Here is a 24,903-nt window from a genome sequence, read left to right on the forward strand (position 1 = left end):
ATATGACAAATGTCACTTAAAATGACCCATTGGAAAAAGCGTTCAATATCTCATATCGAACGCTTTTCATTTTATACGTTAAAGTAACGAGCATCTGGGTGGTTAAATACCATCGCAGAAACAGATGCTTCTGGTTGCATCATAAAGCCTTCTGTTAACTCTACCCCAATATCCTCTGGTCGTAACAATTTAAATAACTTTTCTTGATCTTCTAAATTCGGACATGCTGGATAGCCGAATGAGAAGCGCTGCCCTTGATACTTCGCTGCAAAACGGTCGCGCATTGTAAAGTCTGTCGCATCTGGATAACCTGCATGGTCACGCATTTCTTGGTGAATACGTTCTGCAAATCCTTCTGCAAGTTCAAGCGCTGTTGCTTGGAACGCATGACTTTCTAAAAACTTCCCTTGCTCTTTTAGTCGTTGTGCATATTCTCTTACACCATGCCCTGCTGTCACTTGCATAAAGCCTACATAATCCATCTCTCCACTATCTTTAGACTTTAAGAAGTCTGCTAAACATAGGAATGGTGCTTTTTCTTGACGTGGGAATGTAAAACGCTCAATCTCTGTTTTCTCATCTTTTGGATCATAAATGACAACATCATCTCCATCAGATTGCGCTGGGAAGAATTGATACATACCTGAAGCCGATAATAAATCTGACTGTAAGTATTCTGTCACTAAATCATATAACTCATTCGCGCGTTTGTCGCCGTTAAGACGTAAGTCCTCACTATAACCTCTCAGTCCTAAATGATGACCGATTAGTGTACGCATATTCACATATGGATATAAGTGCTTTACAGAATAGTCACGAATAACATGACGTTCTGTATCATGTGGTTTATACACTTTAAAGTCACTGCTTACTGTTTTAACAGGACGTGTCGCTACTGCTACCGCTCTACCTCCTGCTGGTTTATTCGCTTCCTTTTCAGCACGTTTTTGTTGTGCTGTAGCGATTTCAGCGAGTAATTCTTCTCGTTCCTCACCTTGTAATCGGTTGATAATTTCAAGCCCTGCCATCGCATCTTTTGCATACATCACAGGTCCATCATAGTTCGCCGCAATTTTCGTATCAGTGAAGCGACGCGATAGTGCTGCTCCTCCAACGATAATCGGTGTATCGATTCCGGCTTCTTTGAAGTCCTGCGCTGTTATCACCATTTGTTGTGCTGATTTCACAAGTAGTCCTGATAATCCAACAATATCCGGTTTCTCTTTACGAACTGCTTCAATTAATGTTTGCGGTGCGACTTTAATACCTAAATCCACAACTGTATAACCATTATTACTCATAATAATCTCTACTAAATTTTTACCGATATCATGTACATCACCTTTTACAGTTGCAAGTAACATCTTACCCTTACCGACATCATCTACGTGTTTCTCCATGAACTGTTCTAGATGGGCAACAGCTGCTTTCATTACGCCGGCTGATTGTAATACTTCTGCTACAATCAATTGATTTTCGTTGAATAGCTTGCCGACTTTCGCCATCCCTTCCATTAACGGTCCATTAATAATATCAAGTGGTGTATCGTACATCTCACGCGCTAATTCTAAATCTTCAATTAACCCCTCTTTTGTACCTTCTAAAATATAGTAAGCTAAACGTTCTGGTACAGTTTTTGGAATATCATCTTCTGATTTTTCTTTTTTCTTATCTCGGTAAAAATCAGTAAATACAGCTAATGTTTCGTCTGTTGTGTTGAATAATAAATCGTTCGCTAAATTGATTTCTTCTTCTGGAATCGACGCATAACGCTCTAATTTTTCAGTATTCACAATCGCATAATCAAGACCAGCTTGTGTACAGTTATATAGATAGACTGCATTTAACACTTCACGTCCTACAGGTGGTAAACCGAACGATACATTCGATACACCTAGAATCGTTAAAGCGCGCGGTAGCTCCTGCTTAATTAAGCGAATTCCTTCGATTGTTTCAACAGCTGAACCGATATATTGTTCATCACCTGTTCCAACAGGGAATACAAGTGGATCAAAAATAATATCTTCTGGTTCAATACCCCACTTATTCACAAGTAAGTCGTACTCGCGCTTCGCAATTTCGAGTTTACGGTGACGGTCAACAGCCATCCCCTTCTCATCAATTGTTCCAACAACAATCGACGCACCATACTTTTTCACGATTGGAATAACAGCATCAAAGCGTTCTTCACCGTCTTCTAAGTTAATGGAGTTAATAATCGCTTTACCTTGTGAATACTTTAAAGCTTCCTCAATTACTTTTTCATCTGTTGAGTCAATAACGAATGGTACTTTTACTTTTTGTCCAACTTCTTTCATGAAGTTAACCATATCTTCTAATTCTTCTCGGTCAGGATTCGCTAAACAGATATCAATAACATGCGCACCGTTTTTCACTTGAGCACGTGCAATTTCAGCAGCTTCTTCAAACTTCCCTTCGATAATTAGACGCTTAAATTTACGGGAACCGATTACGTTTGTACGTTCCCCTACAAATAGTGGTCGCATAGAGTCATCATATATAAGTGCTTCAATACCTGAAACTGTATGATGCGACTCTTTTTCTTCGAGTGGTCGTGGCGGTGCATTTTCTACCACTTTACGAATCGCACGAATGTGATCAGGTGTCGTTCCACAACAACCACCTACGACATTTAACCAACCTTTTTCAACGAAACCAGCAAGCTTTTTCGATAAACTATCAGGTGTTTCATGGTAATGCCCTTCTTCATCTGGTAAACCCGCATTCGGATAACAACTAACATAACTTGTTGCTAGTTCAGATAATGAACGTAAGTAGTCGGTCATAAACTCTGGACCCGTCGCACAGTTTAAACCAACTGATAGTGGTTTAATATGTTCAATTGAAATATAGAAGGCTTCAATACTTTGACCTGCAAGTGTTGTTCCCATCGGTTCAATCGTACCTGATATCATGATTGGAATTTCTTTACCGAGTTCTTCAAATGCTTGCTTAACACCAAGTGTACCGGCTTTTACATTCAACATATCTTGCGATGTTTCAAGGAGTAGTACATCTGCGCCACCTTCAATCAAAGCTTTTGCCTGTACATAGAAGTCGTGTTTTAACGCATCAAATGTAATACCACCTGTTACAGATAGCGTTTTTGTTGTTGGGCCCATCGCACCTGCAACAAAACGTGGCCACTCAGGTGTCGATAATTCCTCTGCTACTTCTTTGGCAATTTCGACAGCACGTTTATTAATTTCAACTGCTTGATGACCTAAATCATATTCGTTTAATACGAGTGGTGTACCACCAAATGTATTCGTTGAGACAATATCCGCTCCTGCTTCAAAATAAGCACGATGAATTCCTGCAATAACATCCGGTCGTGTTAAATTCAAGTTCTCGTTACAACCATCATATTCATCGCCCCCAAAGTCATCTGGCGTTAAATTCGCATTTTGTAACATAGTACCCATCGCACCATCTAATACGAGAATATGATCTTTAATTCTTTCTTCAATGAGATGTTTCGACAACGTGACTTCCTCCCTTAACCTTTTCATCTAATTCCTTAATGTAGTGAATTAATTCAACAGACATATCGTAGCGCATGAACGGTGTAATCAGATAAATACCGTTAAAGAGTGATGCAGCTGTGTCAATTAATTCTTTCGCAATTTGGACACCCTCTGCCTGTGCGCGTTCTTTATCGCCATCTGCTGCTTTCATACGTTCAAGTACTTCATCTGACAACTTAATGCCTGGCACTTCATGGTGTAAAAACTCAGAATTTCGTAAACTTGTTAGTGGCATGATTCCGATGTAAATCGGTGTATCTAAATGTTTTGTTGCTTCATAAATTTCAATAATTTTCTCTTTTGAGTAAACAGGCTGTGTAATGAAATAATCCGCACCTGCTTCAATCTTTTTCTCTAAACGTGGAATGGCACGTTCGACGACACGTACATTCGGATTGAATGCTGCCGCTACAGAGAAGTTTGCCTTTTTACGTAGTGGTTTTCCCGAGAAAGAAATACCTTCGTTTAATTTTTTAATTAATTGTAGTAATTCAATGCTCGATACATCATAGACGCTTGTAGCACCTGGAAAATCTCCTACTTTTGTTGGGTCACCTGTTACAGCTAAAATATCGTGAATACCTAATGCATCTAGCCCCATCAAATGAGATTGTAGCCCGATTAGGTTACGGTCGCGACATGTAATATGTGCTAATCCTCGTACATTCTTTTCATATTTTAAAATCGATCCCATCGCCACATTCGATACACGTGGTGAAGCAAGTGAATTATCTGCCATTGTGACAATATCAGCGCCCGCTTCTTGTAAAATCGCTGCTCCTTCTAAAAACTTTTCTGTTTCTAAATGGCGTGGTGTATCAAGTTCAACGATAATGGAACGCCCTTTTTTTACTTTTTCGTGAAGTGGTTCAAATTTAGACACATTAGCTTCACGAATCACTTCTTCTTTAGTTGTGATAACTTCTTTATTTTCCATTGGTAAAACATCTGATAAATGTTTCTTCACTTCGTGAATATGTTCAGGTGTTGTTCCACAACATCCACCAATTAAGCGAACCCCTTCATCACGTAATTCAACTGCAGCGCGCCCAAAATATTCTGCTTCTGATTCATATACCACTTTTCCTTCTTCTACATCGAGTAGACTTGCATTCGGATACGCAGATAAGAACGAATTCTTTGGTAGCTCAACATTTTCAAGCGCCTTCACTGTATGGTACGGGCCTAACCGACAGTTCACACCGACAACATCAGCTCCAGCTCTTTCTAAATGTTGCAGTGCATCATTCAACTTCATTCCATTTAATAAAACCCCTGGGTCATGCATCGAAACTTGCGCTACAATCGGTCCATCTGAGAATATGCGAATTGTTTTCACTAATGTTTCAAGCTCTTCTAAGTCGTAAAATGTTTCGAGTAGTAAACCATCTACACCTGCATCAAGTAATACTTTTGCTTGTAAAACAAGTGATTCAATAATCTCATCTAGTGAATGTTCATCCTTACGAATACCTCGAATTCCACCAATTGTTCCAAGTACGTACTCGCCATTCTTCGTGGCTCTTTTCGCTACCTCTACACCCGCACGATTCAGTGCTTCATATTCATCTTGAATACCGTAGCGAGCTAACTTAATCGTATTCGCTGTGTACGTATTCGTCTGAATGACATCAGCGCCCGCTTCAATATATAGTTTATGAATATTCTCGATTACTTCCGGCTTTCGAACATTCAGTTCTTCATAACAAAAATCAATCCCATATGAATAGAGCAGTGTCCCCATTGCTCCATCTGCTGTTAATACTTTTGTCTTTAAATCTTCTAGTAATCCCATACACTCCCCATCCTTCCTTCATTTCAAAAAAGCTATAAAAAAACCTTCTTACATTGCATAAGAAGGTTTGAACTGACACTTGAAAATAAGCCTTCTTATCTTTTAAGAACCATACGTCCTTCTGGAATTAGCACCTGACCATCTAAATGGCTGGTTGCTGAAGCGTCGTCGGGCCAGTCCCTCGGCTTCTCTTGATAAGAAATTATTGAATTTTTAAAATATTAAAAGAATCATACCTCTTAAATAGAGTACCGTCAATAGCTTCTACCACTTTCAGCTAAATATTGTACGAAAAAGCGCTTACTTTATCACAATATTTCGCAAATTTAGTAATAGAAATTAAAAAAGCGTATGAGGTTTTTTCACATCTCATACGCTTCATATTTTATTTTTTTATCGTAAATGCATCGCCAGCATTTGAATCAAAGTCACGCGCATTGACATACTCACCTTGTACAATTAATCGTTTCGAACCATCATAATTACATGTAACGAGCGTCAGTAGTCTTTTTTTAGCTTGATTTTCGATAACTTGAACGTCAGTTGCTTCTGTAATAAAGATTTTTGTAATTTTATACGTATACACACGCTTATAGTCCGTTGTGTACATAAGCATTCCTTTTTTTGCTTTCGTTAAAGGGCTAAATAATGTTTTATCATTATTCATATTATGACCTGCTAATGCATAATTACCTTGCCCCATCTTCATATCCTTCTTTAATGTACCTGCGCCAATTGCTAGATTTGTATTTGAAATTCCGTATAAAATAGGCAATTGTAAAGATACATCGGGAACACTTAATGCACCAATTGAATGTACATCACCTTGATTCATTTGTGCCTTTAATACATCTTGTAAACTAATATTCTCTACTTTACCAAAATCAAAGCTTACGTCATCCGCATTTTGTGCTTTTTGTTCATCAAACTGCTCAATTGCTTGATTACTCATATGTGACACGATGAACCCCATAATTTGTTTATTGAAAATTAGTGCAACACCTAAAACAAACAAAACAATGCCAATCGTTAAACTTAATTTCCTGTTCATTATGGAATCCTTCTTTCACACTTTATACGAATTCTCATTGTCTTTGAATAAATTGATTCATAACTCGTGTAGCAACTTCTTCACCATTTTGAATACATAAACCAATCCCCACACCATAATACGAACAACCAGCTAAATGTACATGTGGATGATATTTCACCATTTGTTTTTCAATACGTTCAACTGCTTGTTTATGTTGTAAATTATAAATTGGCATCGCATCAAACCATTTTCTTACATCAATCCATGTTGGTTCATCTGTTATTTTCAAGCTTTTTTCGATGTCTTGACGTGCAATTTGTGCTAATTCATCATTTGTCATCTGACAAAATTCTTTAAAACGAGGGTTATTCTTTTTATAAAACATACGGATAAGTAACTTATCGTCTTTAGAAGTATGACGCCATTTGCGACTTGTCCATGTACATGCATTACAATTTACATCATTACCTGATGATACAATATATCCTGTACCATCTGCTGGTAGCACATCATTCGGTAAATCATAAGCCAAGTAAACTGTAATAATAGAACCCGTTTGTAGTTCTTCAAAATCACGTTGGAAAGGCTCTTCCTTCAATAGTTTTTGTGCGACTTGGTGCGGTACAGCTAATACGACCTCATCTGCATCTAACCATTCACCCGTATCTATTTGAACCTTATACCCATTCGTGTCTTGTTTTAACAATTCCGCCGATGTATTTTTTAAAATCGTCGCGTTCTCTAGCGTTTCTTCGATTCGTTCAAATAATTCTACTAGACCATTTTTAAACGAAATGAATTTCTTTTTGGCATTCTTTTGATAGAAAGCTTTATTCGCTTCAAATCCACGCATAATACTGCCAAATTCATTTTTATATTCAAATAAGTAGGGTAAAGTAGAAGCAATTGTTAATTTATTCAAATCACCTGAATAGACACCAGATAAAACAGGTGCGACTTGTTTTTGAACAATTTCTTCACCTAAATAATATGTTAAAAATTCTCCGACCGAATGATTTGTTGTAAAAGGAAGTTCGGTTTTTTCTAAGTCTTGTAAAACAGCTTTTTTTCCTTCTTCTGAAATAAGCGTACTTTTATTTAATGCTTGTTCATTCATAGGAATTCCAAACACGCTATCTTCTGGAATTGCATGTAACTGATTTTCAGTTAAAATATATGAAACGCCTGTGTCATTATAAACAACGCGATCTTCTAATTGTAATTCTTCGATTAATTTTCGAACACTCGCATGGCGCGACACGATGGAATCTGCACCAACTTCCATTAAGTAACCATCACGTTGTTTTGTGACCATCTTACCACCGATTTGTGCGTCTTTTTCAATCAATGTCAAAGCGAGATCCAACCCTTGTTCTTTGGCTTGTTTTTGCAAGTAATGCATCGTACTCATTCCGGTAATACCGCCACCAATTACGACTACTTTTCTCAACGTCTGTCATCTCCGTTCATTCATGTTCTTCCTTAGTATAAATCAAATTGACTCGGAACCACATTGTTTTATCTTACAAACTCTTGAACACTTTTCAAATACGCAAGCGTTTAATTTAGCTTTTTGTTCCATTTACGGTAACCTTAAATTAATCCTATTTTGAAAGGGTCTTGCTATGAATTTATTAATGATTACACTCTTTTTATTAATCGGTTTACTAGCGTCTAATATTATTAGCCACTATGTAAAATTTTTACCGACTGCTTTAATTCAAATTGGTCTCGGTGTTATTTTAGCACTTTTCGTTCCGAGCTTAGACTTAGAACTCGATACCGAATGGTTTTTATTACTTTTTGTTGCGCCGTTATTATACAATGATGGACGCTATTTTCCACGCAAAGAATTATGGAGTATGAGACTACCTATTTTAGGGAATGCCATCGTACTGGTACTCATCACAACGATCGGCGGTGGATATTTTATTCACTGGCTTGTGCCAACAATTCCACTCCCTGCTGCCTTTGCACTTGCTGCCATCCTATCTCCTACTGATCCTGTGGCAGTAAATGGCATTGCAAAACGTATTCGAATACCTGAAAAGATTTTAAGTGTTGTACGCGGGGAATCACTTATCAATGACGCTTCAGGGTTAGTAGCTTTTAAATATGCAGTTGCTGCAGCTGTATCAGGGTATTTTTCATTCCAAAGTGCCATTTTAAATTTCTCTTATACGTTTTTAGCAGGAGGGATTTTAGGTTTAGTTCTTGGATTTGTTCTAATTGAATTACGATTTGCTTTTAGACGTGCTGGCATACGAGATGCTGTTTTCCACACACTTTATCAAATTTTAACGCCCTTTATCATTTATCTCATTGTGGAAAATATTTTTCATGCTTCTGGCGTTATCGCCGTTGTCATTGCGGGGATTATTCAAGCTATTTTCAAAGAACAAACCGAAACTGTCCTTGCAGAAGAACAAGTGCTAACAGAGAGTGCTTGGGAAATCGTTTTATTCGTTTTAAATGGCGTTGTTTTCTTATTACTTGGTTTAAATATTCCATTATCTATGAAGCAATCGATTTTAGATACACAAATCGATAATTGGATTTTAATTCTTTATGCATCTGCAATTGGCGCAATCATTCTTCTTATACGCTTCGTTTGGTCACATTTATTTGCACTGTGGCAATTCAAGCGAAAAAGAGATGAAAAACCAACGCTAAAAATGAGTCTAATTAGTAGTTTAGTTGGTGTACGTGGTGCTGTCACAATGGCGGGGATTTTATCATTACCTTTCTTCCTCGACACAGGAGAGCCCTTTCCAGAACGATCTTTAATCTTATTTTTAGCTTCTGGTGCTATTCTTTTCACACTGATTATTGCTACAGTCTTCTTACCGTTACTAACAGATAAAGAAGAAATGACAGTTGTAAAAGAAGGTCAGCTGTCATTCCATGAGGCGAAAAGTTTTGTTTTAGTGCAAACTGTAAAAAAGATGCAATCAAAAATCAACGAGGAAAATCGTTATATTATTTATGATTTAATTGATAATTTACAACATCTATTCAGACAAACACAATTAGAAGCCAATGCAGATGATTCAGGTAGTTCAAAACATGCACCAAAATTAGAACGTATTCGCTTGAATGCATTACAAGTTGAACGTGACTATATCAATGGATTGTATAAAGATCATAAACTTGATGAACATATGTACCAGTCATTACTACATTCTATATCTGATCGCGAAAAAATGCTGTCGATTAGCACTTGGAAACGTGGATTGTTTACATTACGAAAAGTTTTACGCGAGTTATCGATTGCTAAAAAGCATTATAATAACGAAAAAGAAAAATATTTATCGTATGTTCTCATGCGTCAAGATGTTCGTCGACACGCTTATAAAAAAGCAATCGATTATTTAAAAGAAAAACGAAAAAAATCAGATCATCCTGAGCTCTACACCGTTATTCTTTTTGAATATCAAAAAGCATACGAACGCCTACGAAAAAAAGTCACAATGGACTCTGTACGCGAAGAAGAACTAAAAGAAGAATTAAATTTAGTGATGCTCGAAACAGAACGTCAAGAAATTCACTTATTATATGAAGAAGGCAAAATTACACGCGATCAAGAAAAAGACTTACGTCGCCTTGTAAACTACATGGAAAATATCGCATTATACGAACATGTGGAATAAATAGCAAAAGAGCTTCGGCATTTTCATATGCTGAAGCTCTTTTGCTTTTAGCTAGAATTTTGTTCTAGTCTCTTGTATTATTTTTTCTTTTTGTACTTTGCAATTTCATGAACTACTAAATTCGAATAGAATTTACCACCTTCAGGGTTCGGGTGGATCTGGTCATTATAAAAGATTTGTGGTTTATTTTTAGATGCTTCATACCAATCAATCTCATGTACATTATCATATTCTTTCGCTGCATTTCGAATCGTCTTATTCACACTATCTTGCCAACTACGACTCACGCGTACATTCATTAAGAATATTTGACGTTTTGATCCAAGTAATTCATAAATCTCTTCCCACTGCGTTTTTGTAAATGTACCATTCGAGCCTAAACCAATTAGTACCGTATTCGATACCTGTCCTTGATTCACCTTTGTACGCAATTTATCAATCGCTGCATCAACTTGTAATGCCACTGTCGCATCGACATCAATACGCGGTAAATCTGCTTGTAAAGCACTAGCAGCACTCAGCATAACAGAGTCACCCAATGCAGTAATCGGTGTGTTAGCTAATGCAATCTTACCATTGGCGACATCTTTTTTATATTGCGCTTCTTTTTTCGGCTTTTCATCAGCTTTTGCTTTTTTCTCAGCTACAGCTGCTTCTTTTGCTTCTTTTTTAGCTTTTGCAATGGCTGCTTCTTTTGCTTTTTTACGTTCTTCAGCGGTTTGCTCTTTTTTCGCTTTTTGCTGTTCTTCTTTTAACTTCTGCTCTTCTTTTAGATGTTGCTCCAGTTCATTCTCTTTAGAAGCTTGTGGAGCAGGTTCGACAATCATACCGTACGTGAAAACAATCGCAATCGCTGAAATAGCAAGCATTGTAAAGCGCTGTTTCATGTTTTGCTGTTTCCACTTCCACGACCATGTACCGTTTCTAAAGACAGCCAACCAATTACGCCATTCCCCACGACGAATTGGATTTTCCACAAAACGATACGACAATGCTGATAAAATAAATGTTAAAACCAATGCTAATAGAATTTTCATACCGCTAATCTCATCTGTTTTAACTGCAATTCCTAATAATACAATGATTGGGAAGTGCCAAATATAAATACCATAAGAGCGTTCACCAATCCATAGTAACGGCTTAATACTAAAAATCTTCGCAATGGAATTAGCTGGATGTACAATAACAGCGATTAATACTGCCGTTACTGCCGAAGCCAAGTACATACCACCATAATATAAGAAGCTACCGTCTTCTTGTGTGAAAATCATTAAAATGATTAAAATCCCTAAACTGACCAAACCTGCGATATTCAATACTTTTTTCAAATCAGGTGTTACATTCGGACTCAATTTTGCACTTGGCCATACGAATGCTAATGCCGCACCTAGTAAAATTGAAAAGGCACGTGTATCCGTCCCGAAATAAACACGACTTGGATCAGCATCAGGACTATACATGAATGCCATTGCCTCTGCTGAAATAAACGACAGTAGGACAATAAATATCGCAAGCTTTCCTTTTGAACGAATAAATGTTAACGCTAGTAACATTAAAATCGGCCATATAATATAGAATTGTTCTTCTACCGCAAGTGACCACATATGTTGCAGTGGTGAAGGCGGCGCAAACTTTGTAAAATATGAGTGATCTTGAAGTATGTAATACCAGTTACTCACATAGAAAAAAGCCGCAGCAACTTCTTCACGTAATCCTTCTAAGAAAGAACGCTGGAATAATGTAATCCACGTCACTAATGCAACTAACATTAATACAAGTGCTGGAATGAGCCTTCTAAATCGCTTAATCCAGAAACTCTTAAAATCTATTCTTCCATTCTTTTCGAATTCATTAATTAATAAATCTGTAATAAGATAACCTGACAATACGAAAAATACGGTTACACCGAGAAATCCACCATCAATTCCATCAATATGTAGATGATATAAAATAACAGCTAATACTGAAATAGCTCGTAATCCGTCCAATCCGCTAATATATCTGCGCTTTTGCTTTCCAGGACGCGGCATTGAAATACCTCCTAAATAATTGTTTCATCTCTCTATTTAATAAGACGTTTTATTTCTACATTAAGTTTTCTTTTTCATATTTTTATTGTAATTTCTATTCTAATAATAGCTTAAATTTATACATGCGTTAAGTTTTTTCATTCTTTGAATTAGCTATAAGATACGTTTTTTCAAAAATTAAAATCAATTATGCATCATCCGACTATTTCAGATATGTTACAAATAATACAACTTTATCACAATTCCCTTTTTTATACTATTTTATACATCATTAATATTATGATTAAGGAAATAGGAGGGAAATTATGCAATTTAAAAAGAAAAACATCATGTCATTCTTGCTCAGTATTTGTTTAGTTTTTACGATGTTCTTCTTACCTACTGAACAAGCTTCAGCAACATCTATCCAACTAAAAGTCGCAAATACAAATTCATTAAATCTTCGTATAGGTCCTAGTACAAAATATAAGGTTATAAAAAGACTAAAAAAAAATACAGTTGTCACACAAACTGCAAAAAAAGGTACATGGTCGAAAGTAAAAGTAGGTAAGACAACTGGTTATGTATCTTCCAAATACTTAACAAAAATTATACTCTCTACTAGTAGCACAAAGGTTGGCAAGTACTACTCCATCACTGCCGCTACACTTAACGTTAGAAAGACAAGTAGTGTTACGTCAAAAAAATTGGCTACTGTTCGCTTTGGCGATCAATTTAAAATTAAAGCCCAGGCTAAAAACGGTTGGTTTAAAATCGAGTACGCAAAAGAGAAAACAGGTTATGTCTCACATAAGTACGGTATTATTTCTACTTCCAAAGAGAACGCATATCCAGAAGGCACGATTTTTGGTCCATTAAGTGGTCGAACATTCGTCGTAGATGCAGGACATGGTGGCGCGCAAAAAGGTGCTTATTATTATGATATTGCTGAAAAAGATTTAAACTTAAAAGCTGCTAAAGCTTTACAACAGCAACTTAAAAAAGATGGTGCTAAAGTCGTTATGACACGCACAACGGATAAAACATTATCACTCGAAAAACGCGTACAAATTTCGAAATCTGTTAAACCAGATGCTTTTATAAGCGTTCATCACAATGTATATAACAAAAAAAGTGAGGAAGGCTATCTAGCTCTTTATACAAAAAAAGCTGAAAAGACATTTACGAAATACTTATTTAATGCATTAGATCGACCAATTTCAGCTGTTTCCGACGTACCTGCAGAAGAATATCGCTATCAAAACTTACACGTTCTACGCGAAAACCCATACATCGGTACACTGTTAGAATACGGTTATATGAACCGAAAATCTGAACTAAAAAAGATTAATACAGATAGTTATCGTAAAGCAATGGCACAAGGTATTTCAACTGGTCTAATTAACTACTTTAAAAAGTATTAATAGTTAAAAAGACTTTAATTGTTTTCAAATACAAAAAAAGGAATCGCACATATTTAGGCGATTCCTTTTATTTGTGTAGTAATCGATTAAATTTCGATTACATCATTCCTGGCATGCCACCCATATCTGGCATTGCTGGTGCTGATGAGTTATCTGGAAGGTCTGCTACTACTGCTTCTGTTGTTAGGAATAGTGAAGCTACAGATGCAGCATTTTGAAGTGCTGAACGTGTAACTTTTGCTGGGTCTACGATACCTGCTTCAATCATGTTCACCCATTCACCGTTCGCTGCGTTGAAGCCTGTTCCAACTTCTTCACGTTTTAGACGATCTACGATGACAGAGCCTTCTAAACCTGCATTATTTGCAATTTGACGTACTGGTTCTTCTAATGCACGTAATACGATGCGTGCGCCTGTTGCTACGTCGCCTTCTGTACTATTCGCTACAGCTTCTACTGCTGCATGGATACTTACTAATGCAACACCACCACCAGCTACAATACCCTCTTCTACTGCTGCGCGTGTAGAGTTAAGAGCATCTTCAATACGTAGTTTGCGTTCTTTTAGTTCGATTTCAGTTGCTGCACCGACACGAATTACGGCAACACCGCCAGCTAATTTTGCTAAACGTTCTTGTAATTTTTCTTTATCGAATTCAGACGTTGCATCTTCGTATTGGTTACGAATGTTGGCAATTCGATATTCGATTGCTTCTTGTTGACCAGCACCTTCAACAATTGTTGTGTTGTCTTTTGTTACAACTACTTTTGCTGTGCGTCCAAGTTGGTCTACAGTTGTTTCTTTTAAATCTAAACCGATTTCTTCTGTGATCACTTGTGCACCTGTTAGAATCGCAATATCTTCTAACATCGCTTTACGACGATCACCGAAGCCTGGTGCTTTGACAGCCACTACGTTAAATGTACCACGTAATTTATTTAATACGAGTGTCGCAAGTGCCTCACCTTCAACATCTTCTGCAATAATTAACATTGGACGACCTTGTTGTACTACTTGTTCAAGTACAGGTAAGATTTCTTGAATGTTTGAGATTTTTTTATCTGTAATTAAGATATATGGATTGTCTAATACTGCTTCCATTTTATCTGTATCTGTTACCATGTAGTGTGATAAGTAACCGCGGTCGAATTGCATACCTTCTACAACTTCTAATTCTGTATTGAAACCTTTTGATTCTTCTAATGTAATAACACCATCATTACCTACACGTTCCATTGCTTCTGCGATTAATGAACCTACTTCATCATCTGCAGCTGAGATCGAAGCTACTTGTGCAATTGCTTCTTTGTTTTCAACTGGTTTTGAAATGTTTTTTAATTCTTTAATTGCTGCTTCAACTGCTAAGTCAATCCCTTTACGGATACCGACAGGGTTTGCACCAGCTGTTACGTTTTTTAAACCTTCTGTAATCATTGATTGTGCGAGTACTGTTGCAGTTGTTGTACCGTCACCAGCGATTTCATTTGTTTTTGAAGCTACTTCAGAAACTAATTTTGCGCCCATGTTTTCATATGGATCTTCTAGTTCAATTTCTTTTGCAATTGTGACACCGTCATTTGTAATAAGTGGTGCACCGAATGCTTTTTGTAATACAACATTACGTCCTTTTGGTCCTAATGTTACTTTTACTGTATTCGCTAATTTATCCACACCTGCTAACATTAAACTACGTGCATCTTCGCTAAATTTAATTTCTTTTGCCATTGTATAATTCCCTCCTAGAAAATCAATCCATTCGTTTATTTGTATATATTAGATTACTCTACAATTGCTAAAACGTCGCTCTCGCGTAGTATTAAATAGTCTTTACCTTCATATTTTACTTCCGTACCTGCGTATTGAGCATAAATTACTTGGTCGCCTGCTTTTACGCTTAACGGAACCACTGTACCACTATTTGTTACGATTCCAGAACCCACTGCAACAACTTTACCTTGTTGTGGTTTTTCTTTTGCAGAGTCGGGTAGTACGATACCGAATGCTGTTTTTTCTTCTACCTCTACTACCTCAATAATAATACGGTCACCTAATGGCTTTAACATGTTCTAATAACCTCCTAATTTCTATGCATCAATATTTTTTTGTTAGCACTCTTATATAACGAGTGCTAACTTATATTCTTAATAATAAGCACTCTCGATTTTTTTTGCAAGTCATAACATTTATTTTTTTATAAAAAAATGACTGATTTACATTTTCTTTTTACTTCAACTTATTGGTAGAATAGAGATACGAATATTTCCGGAAAGGATTTGCTTATGAAAACTAAAAAAACACCGCTCTATATATTAATTACATATATACTCATGCAACTATCACCTATCATCTTTTTAAAGCCGATTGCTTCTATTATTCAATGGTTGGAACCAAGTATCACCAATGATGAACTATCCGCACAAGCACGCAGTTGGACCATCTTCTTTACGTTCTTTCTCGGTACACTTGTAACGATTTTCTTCATCTTACGTGACAAAAACTTTTTCAAAAATGCTTTTGTTGGTGGTAAGCGTTTTTCTACTATGGGGGCGATTGGATGGGGCGTTTTAGGATTCTTCATGATTTTAATTGGCCAGTCTCTTGCTGGTTTAATCGAAACATCACTTGGCATTACACCTGGTTCTGAAAATACAGCACAACTTTCTGCAATGGCTAAAGCAGCCCCTATTGCCATCATCAGTATTGTATTTTTCGGACCATTCCTTGAAGAAGTCGTATTCCGTCGCGTCATTTTCGCATCGTTAAACCAAACAACGAACTTTTTCATCGCAGCGAGTGTCAGCGCCATTGTATTTGCAATCGTGCATATGGATTTTTCTCATATCATCATTTACGCAACTGTTGGGTTTATCACTGCTTTTCTCTATAACAAAACAAAGCGACTGCTCACCACGATTATTGCACATACGATGTTGAATGGTTTTGTTATTATCATGAATCTCAATTTAGACAAAATAGAAAAATACCTCGAAACACTAAAATCCATGCAATAAAAAGAGTCTCTTTTTTTAGTGTTCGCAACAAAAAACTGGAATCGCACAACATTACGATTCCAGTTTTTCTTTTATATTATGCAGCTAGCTCCATTTCTCGCTGCTGCTCTGCTTTCAAATAACTTCTATAACCTATACGCGAAATCATGATACTGATTTCGTATAAAATACATAGTGGTAATGTGACAATCATGTGTGACACGATATCTGGAGGTGCGATGACTGCTGCTACACAGAGTAGTGCAAAGTATGCGTACTTCCTTACTTTTGACATGCCCATTGGCGTAATAATTCCGAGACGCGTCAAAAATAACATAATGATTGGCAACTGAAAAATCAATCCAAATGGTAATGTAATTTGCATTAAAAATTGAAAGTATTCATAGATTCCAATGGTCTGTTCAACATCCATTTCTCCTGCTAAACCCATCATCCATTTCAACATATACGGACGTAACACTAAATACGAAAATACAATCCCTACAATGAACAATAGGAATGCATATGGAATATAGCGTAATGTCACTTTGCGTTCTTTTTCATAAAGTCCTGGGCTCACAAAACCCCATAACTGAAATAGAATAATCGGTGATGTCATAACAAGCGATAAAATAAAGATAACTTGTATGTAAACCTTCACTGGATCGGTAACACGAAAAGCATGCAATTGAAGCGATTTTGCTTCTTCAGTATGTTGTAAAAATTGTATGAGTGGTTGTGCTAAAAAGAAACTTCCAATAATCGCTAAAACAAAGAATCCTGCAACAATTAATAGCCTCTTTCGAAGTTCCTCTATATGTTCAACGACTGTTAGTTCTTCTTGTTCCATCAGATGAACACCCTACTTCGTCTCTTCGATTTTTTCGACAGCTTTTACTTCATTTGCGCTGTTTGTTTCAACTGTTTTTTGTTTTGTACTTTCAAAATCTTCGTCTGTTAAACCTTTTGTTGCAGATTTAAACTCACGGAGTGTAGAACCCATCGCTCTTCCTAGTTCAGGAAGTTTTTTGGGACCAAAAATAATGACAGCAACACCTGCAATAATCGCAATACTAGCTGGACCTACCATTACACACACCTCCTCAATTTGATAACTACATTCTACTCCACACTTCGTCATTTGTATATTATTCTTTCGGTCTACAAAACTGAATATTTAAGACTATTCTTCCACATTTCGAATAAAATAACTAAGCGTTTGCAACTCAATCGATAAATCAATTGTATGAACGCGGAATGTCTCAGGTACTTGCAGACGAACCGGTGTAAAATTCAACACACCTTTCGCGCCCATCTGAATTAATCGATCTGTCATAAACTGTGCTGAACGTGCTGGTACAGTTAAAATAGGTAGTTCTGCTTTGAATTCTTCAAACTTCTCTTCCATCACATCTGGATGAAAAACAGGAACACCATTTACAAGCTGCCCTTCCATTGGATAGTTCGTATCGAATGCTACAACAATTTTCATATTATGGTTCTTTTGAAAATTATACTTCAGTAAGGCCTGACCCAAGTTACCAATACCGATTACTGCTACATTCATACGTTGGTCTTGATCAAGAACGCCTCTAAAGAACACGAGTAATTTTTGTACATCATATCCGTAGCCTTTTTTACCGAGTGGTCCAAAATATGAAAAGTCACGACGAATTGTCGCTGAATCAATTTGCATGGCCTCACTTAACTCTTTTGATGAAATTCTATTCTTTCCTGCATCCGCAAAATTTTGGATGAAGCGATAATACAGTGGAAGTCTTTTCGTTGTGGCCTGCGGTATCCTATAATTCTCTTTCAAACATGTTTCCTCCTACGAATCTGGTTATACGATTTAGATAGATGACTATTGCACCTATGACAGCATTTCGTTACACTTAAAATTGAACTGAGGTGTCGAAAATGATTGTATTACAAGTCAATCAATTATATAAATCATATATTGCAGATGAAATTTTAAGTGGCGTTAAACTCGAAGTTCAACATCGGGATCGCGTCGCACTTGTTGGCCGAAACGGCGCAGGTAAATCTACTCTTTTAAAAATTATAGCAGGTCAACTCTCCTATGACTCTGGCGAGATTATTATGCCAAAAGGAATTAAACTTGGCTACTTAGACCAACATGCTGGTCTAGAATCTGATTTATCCATTTGGGATGAGATGATGACCGTATTTGAACCATTAAAACAACTCGAACAACAAATTCGTTCACTTGAGTTGCAGATGGCTGAACCTACGATTTATGAAAATGCAGAACGTTATCAAAAAATCACTGCTGAATATGACCAGCTACAACATGAATTTAAAGAACGCGGCGGCTTCCAATATGAAGCAGATACACGCTCCGTTCTACATGGTATGCAGTTTTATCCTGATTCCTATGAACAGTCTATATCTTCATTATCTGGTGGTCAACGTACAAGACTGGCTCTAGCAAAATTACTTTTAACAAAACCTGAATTACTTATTCTGGATGAGCCGACCAACCACCTGGATATCGAAACATTAAACTGGCTTGAAAATTATCTAAAAAACTATGACGGCGCTATCCTTATCGTATCACATGACCGCTATTTCTTGGACCAAGTTGTGTCTATTGTTTATGAAGTTTCTCGTCATCATGTCACAAAGTTCACAGGTAACTATTCAAGTTACTTAGATCAAAAAGCAAAGAACTATGAACGTGACCTGAAACTCTATGAAAAACAAATGGACGAAAAGTCAAAACTCGAAACATTTGTTCAAAAGAACTTAGCGCGTGCATCAACTACGAAGATGGCACAATCTCGTCGTAAAGTTTTAGAGAAAACCGAGTGGATGGATTCTCCTGATGGCGATGAAAAATCAGCTACTTTTACATTCGATATCGAAAAGCAAAGTGGTAATGATGTGTTATCCGTTGATGATCTTACAATCGGTTATGGACAAACGCCAGTTTCTGAACATATTAACATGCGTGCCTATCGAAAAGACCGTATCGCCCTTGTTGGTCCAAACGGTGTCGGAAAATCTACGTTATTAAAAACGATTATAAAAGATTTACCTGCTCTATCCGGTGATATTCGTTATGGTACGAATGTACAACTGGGCTATTACGATCAGGATTTAGCAAAACTCTCTACGAATCGTACAGTACTACGTGAGATTTGGGATGAATGGCCACTAATGAATGAAAAAGATGTTCGTACTGTTCTTGGACGTTTCCTTTTTTCAGGAGAAGACGTAAATAAAATTGTACACGATTTATCTGGTGGCGAAAAAGCACGTTTAACGCTCGCAAAACTCATGCTTGAGAAAAATAATGTACTGATTTTAGATGAGCCGACCAACCATCTTGATTTAGATAGTAAAGAAGTATTGGAAAATGCACTAATTGATTTCCCGGGTACGCTCATCTTCGTATCACATGACCGTTACTTCATCAATCGCATTGCAACAAAAGTTGTCGAGTTATCGAATGAAGGTTCTTTTGAATACTTAGGTGATTATGATTACTATGTAGAGAAAAAAGAAGAGCTAGCTGAAATCGCAGCTGAAAAAGAAGCTGCTCTTGTAAAAACAAAGCCAATCGTTCAAAAAGAAACACCTACATCGAATCAAGCCATCGACAAAGAAACGAAGAAAAAAGAACGTAAAATTCAACGTCAAATTGAAGATATTGAACAGATTATGAGCGACCTTGAAATAGCCATTGCAAAACTAGAAGAAGAGCTATGTGATCCCGATGTATTTTCAAATCATGAAAAAGCATTAATCATTCAAACACAATTAGATGAAGAAAAAGTGAAACATGAAGAACACGAGTTACAGTGGCTCGCTTTACAAGAAGAATTAGAGCAATTATAAATATAAAAAAGAAGGTGTCTTTTCCAAATGGAAACTTGATACCTTCTTTATTTTTTATTACAATAATATCTTGTGACGAATCTAGATTTTTGCACTAATTGCTTTTCTAACAAAGCAACTACATACTACCTACAATTTCCATCTATCCACTGAAATTGTGTATAACTTGTAAAAATCTCCACAAAGTTATGCACAGGTAAGATGCTTATATAATCTGAATCCACAGCACTTGTCCACACTACCCACAGAATTTTCTGAATTTATCCACAAATAACTGTGTAAAACTCAAGCAATTTACAAATTCTTCTTCTCACATTTACACACCATTAAAAAAGCGATTTTCCCATTTCTCATGAGAAAACCGCTACTATTTCATCATTATTTACGATTCCACGATACTAATTCCATACCTGGACGGCCATTTAGACTCCAGTCACTACGGACACCCATTTTAAACATTTCTGTACCCGCTGCTGCAATCATTGCGGCGTTATCTGTACATAATGGTAATGGCGGTACATAGAATGGAATTCCTTCTTCTTTAAATACTTTTTCTAAAGAAGCACGTAATCCTTTATTCGCTGCAACACCACCTGCTGCAATGACTTGTTTTACTTGATATTCTTTTGCAGCACGCAACGTTTTAGCTGTTAATACCTCTACAACACTATCTTGGAAGCCTTTCGCTACATGATATCGATTAACTTCTTCACCACGCTGAATTGCATTGTGTTGATAATTAATCACTGCTGATTTTAAACCACTAAAACTAAAATCATATGAGTCTGCTTCTAACCAGACACGCGGGAAGTTGACTGCGCCGTCACTTTCATGCGCCATCTGATCAATTTTCGGTCCACCTGGATATGAAATATTCAATACACGCGCTACCTTATCATATGCTTCACCTGCTGCATCATCACGTGTTTCACCGATTAATTCGAATGAGCCATGTTCTTTCATCAATACAAGCTCCGTATGACCACCTGATACAACTAAAGCAAGCAATGGGAACTCCATCGGCTGTACAAGATGATTCGCATAGATGTGACCTGCGATATGATGCGTACCGATTAATGGCAACTGATGTGCAAATGCAAAGGCTTTCGCTGCATTAATCCCAATGAGTAATGCGCCTACAAGTCCTGGACCTTCTGTTACACATACTGCATCTAAGTCCGTTGGTTGTAAACCAGCTTTTGTTAATGCTTCTTCAATCACGAGCGTTACATTTTCAACATGATGACGAGAAGCAATCTCTGGTACAACACCGCCAAAACGTTTATGACTTTCAATTTGAGATGCCACAACATTCGAAACAATCTCTGTTCCGTTCTTAATAATGGCTGCGGCTGTTTCATCACAACTACTTTCAATACCTAATACATAAAGATCTTTTTCCATTATAAATTCACCCACATGACAAGAGCATCCTCTTGATTATCTGTATAGTATCCTTTACGAATACCACCTTCTTGAAAACCTAATTTACGATATAAATGTTGTGCGACTTCGTTTGTCACACGTACTTCTAAACTCATGACAACAACATCTAAAGATTTTGCATAGGCAATGGCTTCACGCATCAATGCTTCCCCAATACCTTTTCCTCGTCCTTCTGGTAATACAGCGACATTTGTAATCTGACTCTCATCTAACACGACCCACATACCACAAAAACCAATAACCTTTTCTTCGTCATTTACAGCAACAAAATAATGCGCTTGTGGATTCTTCTCCATCTCATAATAAAATGAATCTAATGTCCACGGAGTCGGAAATGCAATTTGTTCAATATGATGAACAGCCGGTACATCTTCTACGGTCATTAAACGATATTTAATCATGCTGTTTAGCCTTCTGTTCTTTAATCCAGTTAGCTTCAGCTTCTGCAATTCGTTTATATGTTGGTACAAATGCATGTACAGTTTCAGCAGCTGGTAATGGCTGTTGTTCTGCTAAATAGATTAATTGACTAGCACTCGGTAAATTAAACGGATATGGTGCACGTAAAGCACGTTCTTCTAAGCGTTCAGCTATTTTTTCATAAAAGACTTCAACATCATGACCAACAAATAAGATGGGCTGATTTAATGCGTCTAATTGATTTAATAATTGTTCTAATTCATAATGTCCATCTTCAATAATAACTTCCAATGAATCCTTACTACTATATGCACCTGCATACACATTTTGTCTTCTAGCATCTACAAGCGAGCAAATCACATGCGGGAAGTATGGTACATTTGCAGCCAATACCTTTAAACTCGATACACCTACGATTGGGATATTTAATGTCCACGCCAATGTTTTGGCAATCGTAACCCCGATTCGTACACCTGTATAAGAGCCTGGCCCCTCACTCACTGCAATGGCCTCTAAATCAGAAGGTTTCATTTTTGTATGCGCAAATAAACGATCAATTGCTGGCATCGCACCACCAGAATGATTCAATTTTATATTTGCGACTTCTTCCGCAATTACTTGACCGTCTTTTACAAGGGCAATCGCAAGCGGTGTATTTGCTGTATCAATTCCTAACCAGATCATCTCATAATCTCCTTACATAATAGCGTATAACGCTCGCCAATTGGCTTTAATATAAATAAACGTTGATTCTCATCGATTCGCTTAATCGTAATGTCTAAACGCTCTGCTGGTAAGTCTGGCTCGATTAATTGTGCCCATTCTACAACTGTCGCCGCATCACCATAAAAAATCTCATCCCAACCTAAGTCTTCATCGCTATCTGCTAAGCGATATACATCTAAATGGTTGAAAGGGATACGTCCTTCATATTGCTTCATAATTGTAAATGTCGGACTATTAACGTGGCGTTTCACACCTAATCCTTTAGCCAAAAATTGTGTAAAAGTTGTTTTTCCAGCCCCTAGATCTCCTTCAAGCGTTAAAACATCTTGAGGCTGTAATCGTGTCGCTATTTTTTCTGCTAATTGCTGCGTTTCTTCAAGTGATTGAATCGGTATTTCAATTGTCATGTATTTCGTCCTCTCACAACATACTTATCTATCTATTCTATCGAAAATTCTATATTTCTTCAAAGTGAATGTATTCGTTTTTAAACAAAAAAAATAACACAGCACCATCTGCTGTGTTTACATAAATATAAATGGCGGTCCGGACGGGACTCGAACCCGCGACCTCCTGCGTGACAGGCAGGCATTCTAACCAGCTGAACTACCGGACCATTTCTTCTATGATATTATTCTAACATATCTTCTATGTCATTGCAAGCTTTTTAAAAATCTTTTTAAAGCTCACTTTGTGTCGTTTTCTCTCTTCTCGACTTCTTTATTCTAATATAAGTATGAGTTGTTTGCAATAGTTTTTTTCTAAAAAAACTTAATTATTTTTCAACCTTCACTTTATTATATTTATAAAATGAAAAAAAGAATTGTATTAGATAATTAGAACGAGTGATCCATTTTCGATTTCCAATGTCCCGTTTACTCAGATGAATGTTCTAAACTACAGTGCAAGTGGCTCGTTTCGAAGATTCAATGTTCGATTTCACATTAGAATAGTCAGCTCAAGTCTCTTTTACTAATTAAAAGTCTTGCAAAAAGTAAAATTATGCTCAAAATCGATATTCTGCGCTGCTAAATACCACAGCATTTCCTCCTTAAATCTTTTCAAGGGTTTCCCCCTTTTTAGAACATAAAAAAAAGTAACCACTCAGACGAGTGATTACTTTAGCTTGCATAGCAACGTCCTACTCTCACAGGCGCGTCGCTGGATGCGATGCGGATTGCCTTTGCCTTGTACATGGATGTAGATGGATCGCCTTTGCGACAGGACGTCGCGTTTTTTGGCGATCTGGATGTCGTGTTCTTTGGCAATCCTCCTTAAATCTTTTCAAGGGTTTCCCCCTTTTTAGAACATAAAAAAAGTAACCACTCAGACGAGTGATTACTTTAGCTTGCATAGCAACGTCCTACTCTCACAGGCGCGTCGCTGGATGCGATGCGGATTGCCTTTGCCTTGTACATGGATGTAGATGGATCGCCTTTGCGACAGGACGTCGCGTTTTTTGGCGATCTGGATGTCGTGTTCTTTGGCAATCCTCCTTAAATCTTTTCAAGGGTTTCCCCCTTTTTAGAACATAAAAAAAAGTAACCACTCAGACGAGTGATTACTTTAGCTTGCATAGCAACGTCCTACTCTCACAGGGGGAAACCCCCAACTACCATCGGCGCTAAAGAGCTTAACTTCCGTGTTCGGCATGGGAACGGGTGTGACCTCTTTGCCATCGTCACTACACGATGAAAGATTTATTCTTTCAAAACTGGATAAACGGTTCATTGAAACACAATTATTTTGGTTAAGTCCTCGATCGATTAGTATTCGTCAGCTCCATATGTCACCATACTTCCACCTCGAACCTATCTACCTTGTCGTCTTCAAGGGATCTTACTTACTTGCGTAATGGGAAATCTCATCTTGAGGGGGGCTTCATGCTTAGATGCTTTCAGCACTTATCCCGTCCATACATAGCTACCCAGCGATGCCTTTGGCAAGACAACTGGTACACCAGTGGTATGTCCATCCCGGTCCTCTCGTACTAAGGA

Annotated in this window: 18 protein-coding genes, 1 tRNA gene, 2 rRNA genes and 1 riboswitch (1 of these 22 only partly in view); of the genes, 4 read left to right on the plus strand and 17 right to left on the minus strand. The window is 37.2% G+C overall.

The window, feature by feature from the left end:
* Positions 1-71 precede the first annotated feature (71 nt).
* From metH to hemG, 4 genes are all read right to left on the minus strand, one after another.
* The gene (metH, locus tag MHB75_RS10745) at positions 72-3,506 is read right to left on the minus strand and encodes a methionine synthase (RefSeq protein ID WP_340997646.1); all 3,435 of its coding nucleotides are present in this window, start codon (positions 3,504-3,506) and stop codon (positions 72-74) included.
* The gene (locus MHB75_RS10750) at positions 3,487-5,343 is read right to left on the minus strand and encodes a bifunctional homocysteine S-methyltransferase/methylenetetrahydrofolate reductase (RefSeq protein ID WP_340997648.1); all 1,857 of its coding nucleotides are present in this window, start codon (positions 5,341-5,343) and stop codon (positions 3,487-3,489) included. The genes metH and MHB75_RS10750 overlap by 20 nt, the downstream gene beginning before the upstream one ends.
* Before the next feature lie 92 nt (positions 5,344-5,435).
* Positions 5,436-5,544, minus strand: a riboswitch (SAM riboswitch).
* 184 nt (positions 5,545-5,728) lie between these two features.
* The gene (locus MHB75_RS10755) at positions 5,729-6,394 is read right to left on the minus strand and encodes a class A sortase (RefSeq protein WP_340997650.1); all 666 of its coding nucleotides are present in this window, start codon (positions 6,392-6,394) and stop codon (positions 5,729-5,731) included.
* A gap of 34 nt (positions 6,395-6,428) precedes the next feature.
* A complete protein-coding gene (hemG, locus tag MHB75_RS10760; protein ID WP_340997652.1) occupies positions 6,429-7,826 on the minus strand; it encodes a protoporphyrinogen oxidase in 1,398 nt (465 codons plus the stop codon).
* 175 nt (positions 7,827-8,001) lie between these two features.
* Between hemG and MHB75_RS10765 the strand changes: the two genes are divergently transcribed.
* Positions 8,002-10,026: a Na+/H+ antiporter gene (locus tag MHB75_RS10765; protein ID WP_340997654.1), complete on the plus strand. Its 2,025-nt coding sequence runs from the start codon at positions 8,002-8,004 to the stop codon at positions 10,024-10,026.
* Positions 10,027-10,103: 77 nt separating this feature from the next.
* On the opposite strand, the gene MHB75_RS10770 is transcribed toward MHB75_RS10765, so the two are convergent.
* Complete coding sequence (locus tag MHB75_RS10770; protein ID WP_340997656.1) at positions 10,104-12,056, minus strand: acyltransferase family protein; 1,953 nt, start codon at positions 12,054-12,056, stop codon at positions 10,104-10,106.
* Between the two features lie 305 nt (positions 12,057-12,361).
* Here MHB75_RS10770 and MHB75_RS10775 point away from each other — a divergent pair, with 305 nt between their 5' ends.
* Positions 12,362-13,459: an N-acetylmuramoyl-L-alanine amidase gene (locus tag MHB75_RS10775; protein ID WP_340997657.1), complete on the plus strand. Its 1,098-nt coding sequence runs from the start codon at positions 12,362-12,364 to the stop codon at positions 13,457-13,459.
* 97 nt (positions 13,460-13,556) lie between these two features.
* Here the strand turns inward: MHB75_RS10775 and groL are convergent, their stop codons facing one another.
* Positions 13,557-15,185 (minus strand): chaperonin GroEL, encoded by a 1,629-nt coding sequence (gene groL / locus MHB75_RS10780; protein WP_141274095.1) that lies wholly within the window; start codon positions 15,183-15,185, stop codon positions 13,557-13,559.
* A gap of 53 nt (positions 15,186-15,238) precedes the next feature.
* Positions 15,239-15,523: a co-chaperone GroES gene (gene groES / locus MHB75_RS10785; RefSeq protein ID WP_068450638.1), complete on the minus strand. Its 285-nt coding sequence runs from the start codon at positions 15,521-15,523 to the stop codon at positions 15,239-15,241.
* A 216-nt stretch (positions 15,524-15,739) separates the two neighbouring features.
* Here groES and MHB75_RS10790 point away from each other — a divergent pair, with 216 nt between their 5' ends.
* Positions 15,740-16,471, plus strand: a complete 732-nt coding sequence (locus MHB75_RS10790) for a CPBP family intramembrane glutamic endopeptidase (protein WP_141274096.1) — start codon at positions 15,740-15,742, stop codon at positions 16,469-16,471.
* A 76-nt stretch (positions 16,472-16,547) separates the two neighbouring features.
* Here the strand turns inward: MHB75_RS10790 and tatC are convergent, their stop codons facing one another.
* The 3 genes from tatC to MHB75_RS10805 all read right to left on the minus strand — a co-directional run bounded on the left by tatC (position 16,548) and on the right by MHB75_RS10805 (position 18,269).
* Positions 16,548-17,300, minus strand: a complete 753-nt coding sequence (tatC, locus tag MHB75_RS10795; protein ID WP_340997661.1) for a twin-arginine translocase subunit TatC — start codon at positions 17,298-17,300, stop codon at positions 16,548-16,550.
* 12 nt (positions 17,301-17,312) lie between these two features.
* Entirely contained in the window at positions 17,313-17,540 is a 228-nt protein-coding gene (locus tag MHB75_RS10800; protein ID WP_068450632.1) for a twin-arginine translocase TatA/TatE family subunit, read from the minus strand.
* A 93-nt stretch (positions 17,541-17,633) separates the two neighbouring features.
* Positions 17,634-18,269, minus strand: coding sequence for a redox-sensing transcriptional repressor Rex (locus tag MHB75_RS10805; RefSeq protein ID WP_340997666.1), 636 nt, complete (start codon positions 18,267-18,269; stop codon positions 17,634-17,636).
* A gap of 101 nt (positions 18,270-18,370) precedes the next feature.
* Here MHB75_RS10805 and MHB75_RS10810 point away from each other — a divergent pair, with 101 nt between their 5' ends.
* Entirely contained in the window at positions 18,371-20,314 is a 1,944-nt protein-coding gene (locus tag MHB75_RS10810; RefSeq protein ID WP_340998617.1) for an ABC-F family ATP-binding cassette domain-containing protein, read from the plus strand.
* 378 nt (positions 20,315-20,692) lie between these two features.
* Here the strand turns inward: MHB75_RS10810 and tsaD are convergent, their stop codons facing one another.
* From tsaD to MHB75_RS10845, 7 genes are all read right to left on the minus strand, one after another.
* Positions 20,693-21,718, minus strand: a complete 1,026-nt coding sequence (gene tsaD / locus MHB75_RS10815) for a tRNA (adenosine(37)-N6)-threonylcarbamoyltransferase complex transferase subunit TsaD (RefSeq protein ID WP_340997667.1) — start codon at positions 21,716-21,718, stop codon at positions 20,693-20,695.
* The gene (gene rimI, locus MHB75_RS10820) at positions 21,718-22,161 is read right to left on the minus strand and encodes a ribosomal protein S18-alanine N-acetyltransferase (RefSeq protein WP_340997668.1); all 444 of its coding nucleotides are present in this window, start codon (positions 22,159-22,161) and stop codon (positions 21,718-21,720) included. The genes tsaD and rimI overlap by 1 nt, the downstream gene beginning before the upstream one ends.
* A complete protein-coding gene (gene tsaB, locus MHB75_RS10825) occupies positions 22,154-22,864 on the minus strand; it encodes a tRNA (adenosine(37)-N6)-threonylcarbamoyltransferase complex dimerization subunit type 1 TsaB (RefSeq protein ID WP_340997669.1) in 711 nt (236 codons plus the stop codon). The genes rimI and tsaB overlap by 8 nt, the downstream gene beginning before the upstream one ends.
* Complete coding sequence (gene tsaE / locus MHB75_RS10830) at positions 22,861-23,313, minus strand: tRNA (adenosine(37)-N6)-threonylcarbamoyltransferase complex ATPase subunit type 1 TsaE (protein WP_340997670.1); 453 nt, start codon at positions 23,311-23,313, stop codon at positions 22,861-22,863. The genes tsaB and tsaE overlap by 4 nt, the downstream gene beginning before the upstream one ends.
* A 132-nt stretch (positions 23,314-23,445) precedes the next feature.
* Positions 23,446-23,522: transfer RNA gene (locus MHB75_RS10835), tRNA-Asp, on the minus strand.
* 957 nt (positions 23,523-24,479) lie between these two features.
* Positions 24,480-24,595, minus strand: a 5S ribosomal RNA gene (rrf, locus tag MHB75_RS10840).
* 57 nt (positions 24,596-24,652) lie between these two features.
* A 23S ribosomal RNA gene (locus MHB75_RS10845) occupies positions 24,653-24,903 on the minus strand; it runs 2,679 nt beyond the window's last position.

The organism is Kurthia sp. FSL E2-0154, assembly GCF_038003625.1.
Taxonomy (GTDB): domain Bacteria; phylum Bacillota; class Bacilli; order Bacillales_A; family Planococcaceae; genus Kurthia; species Kurthia gibsonii.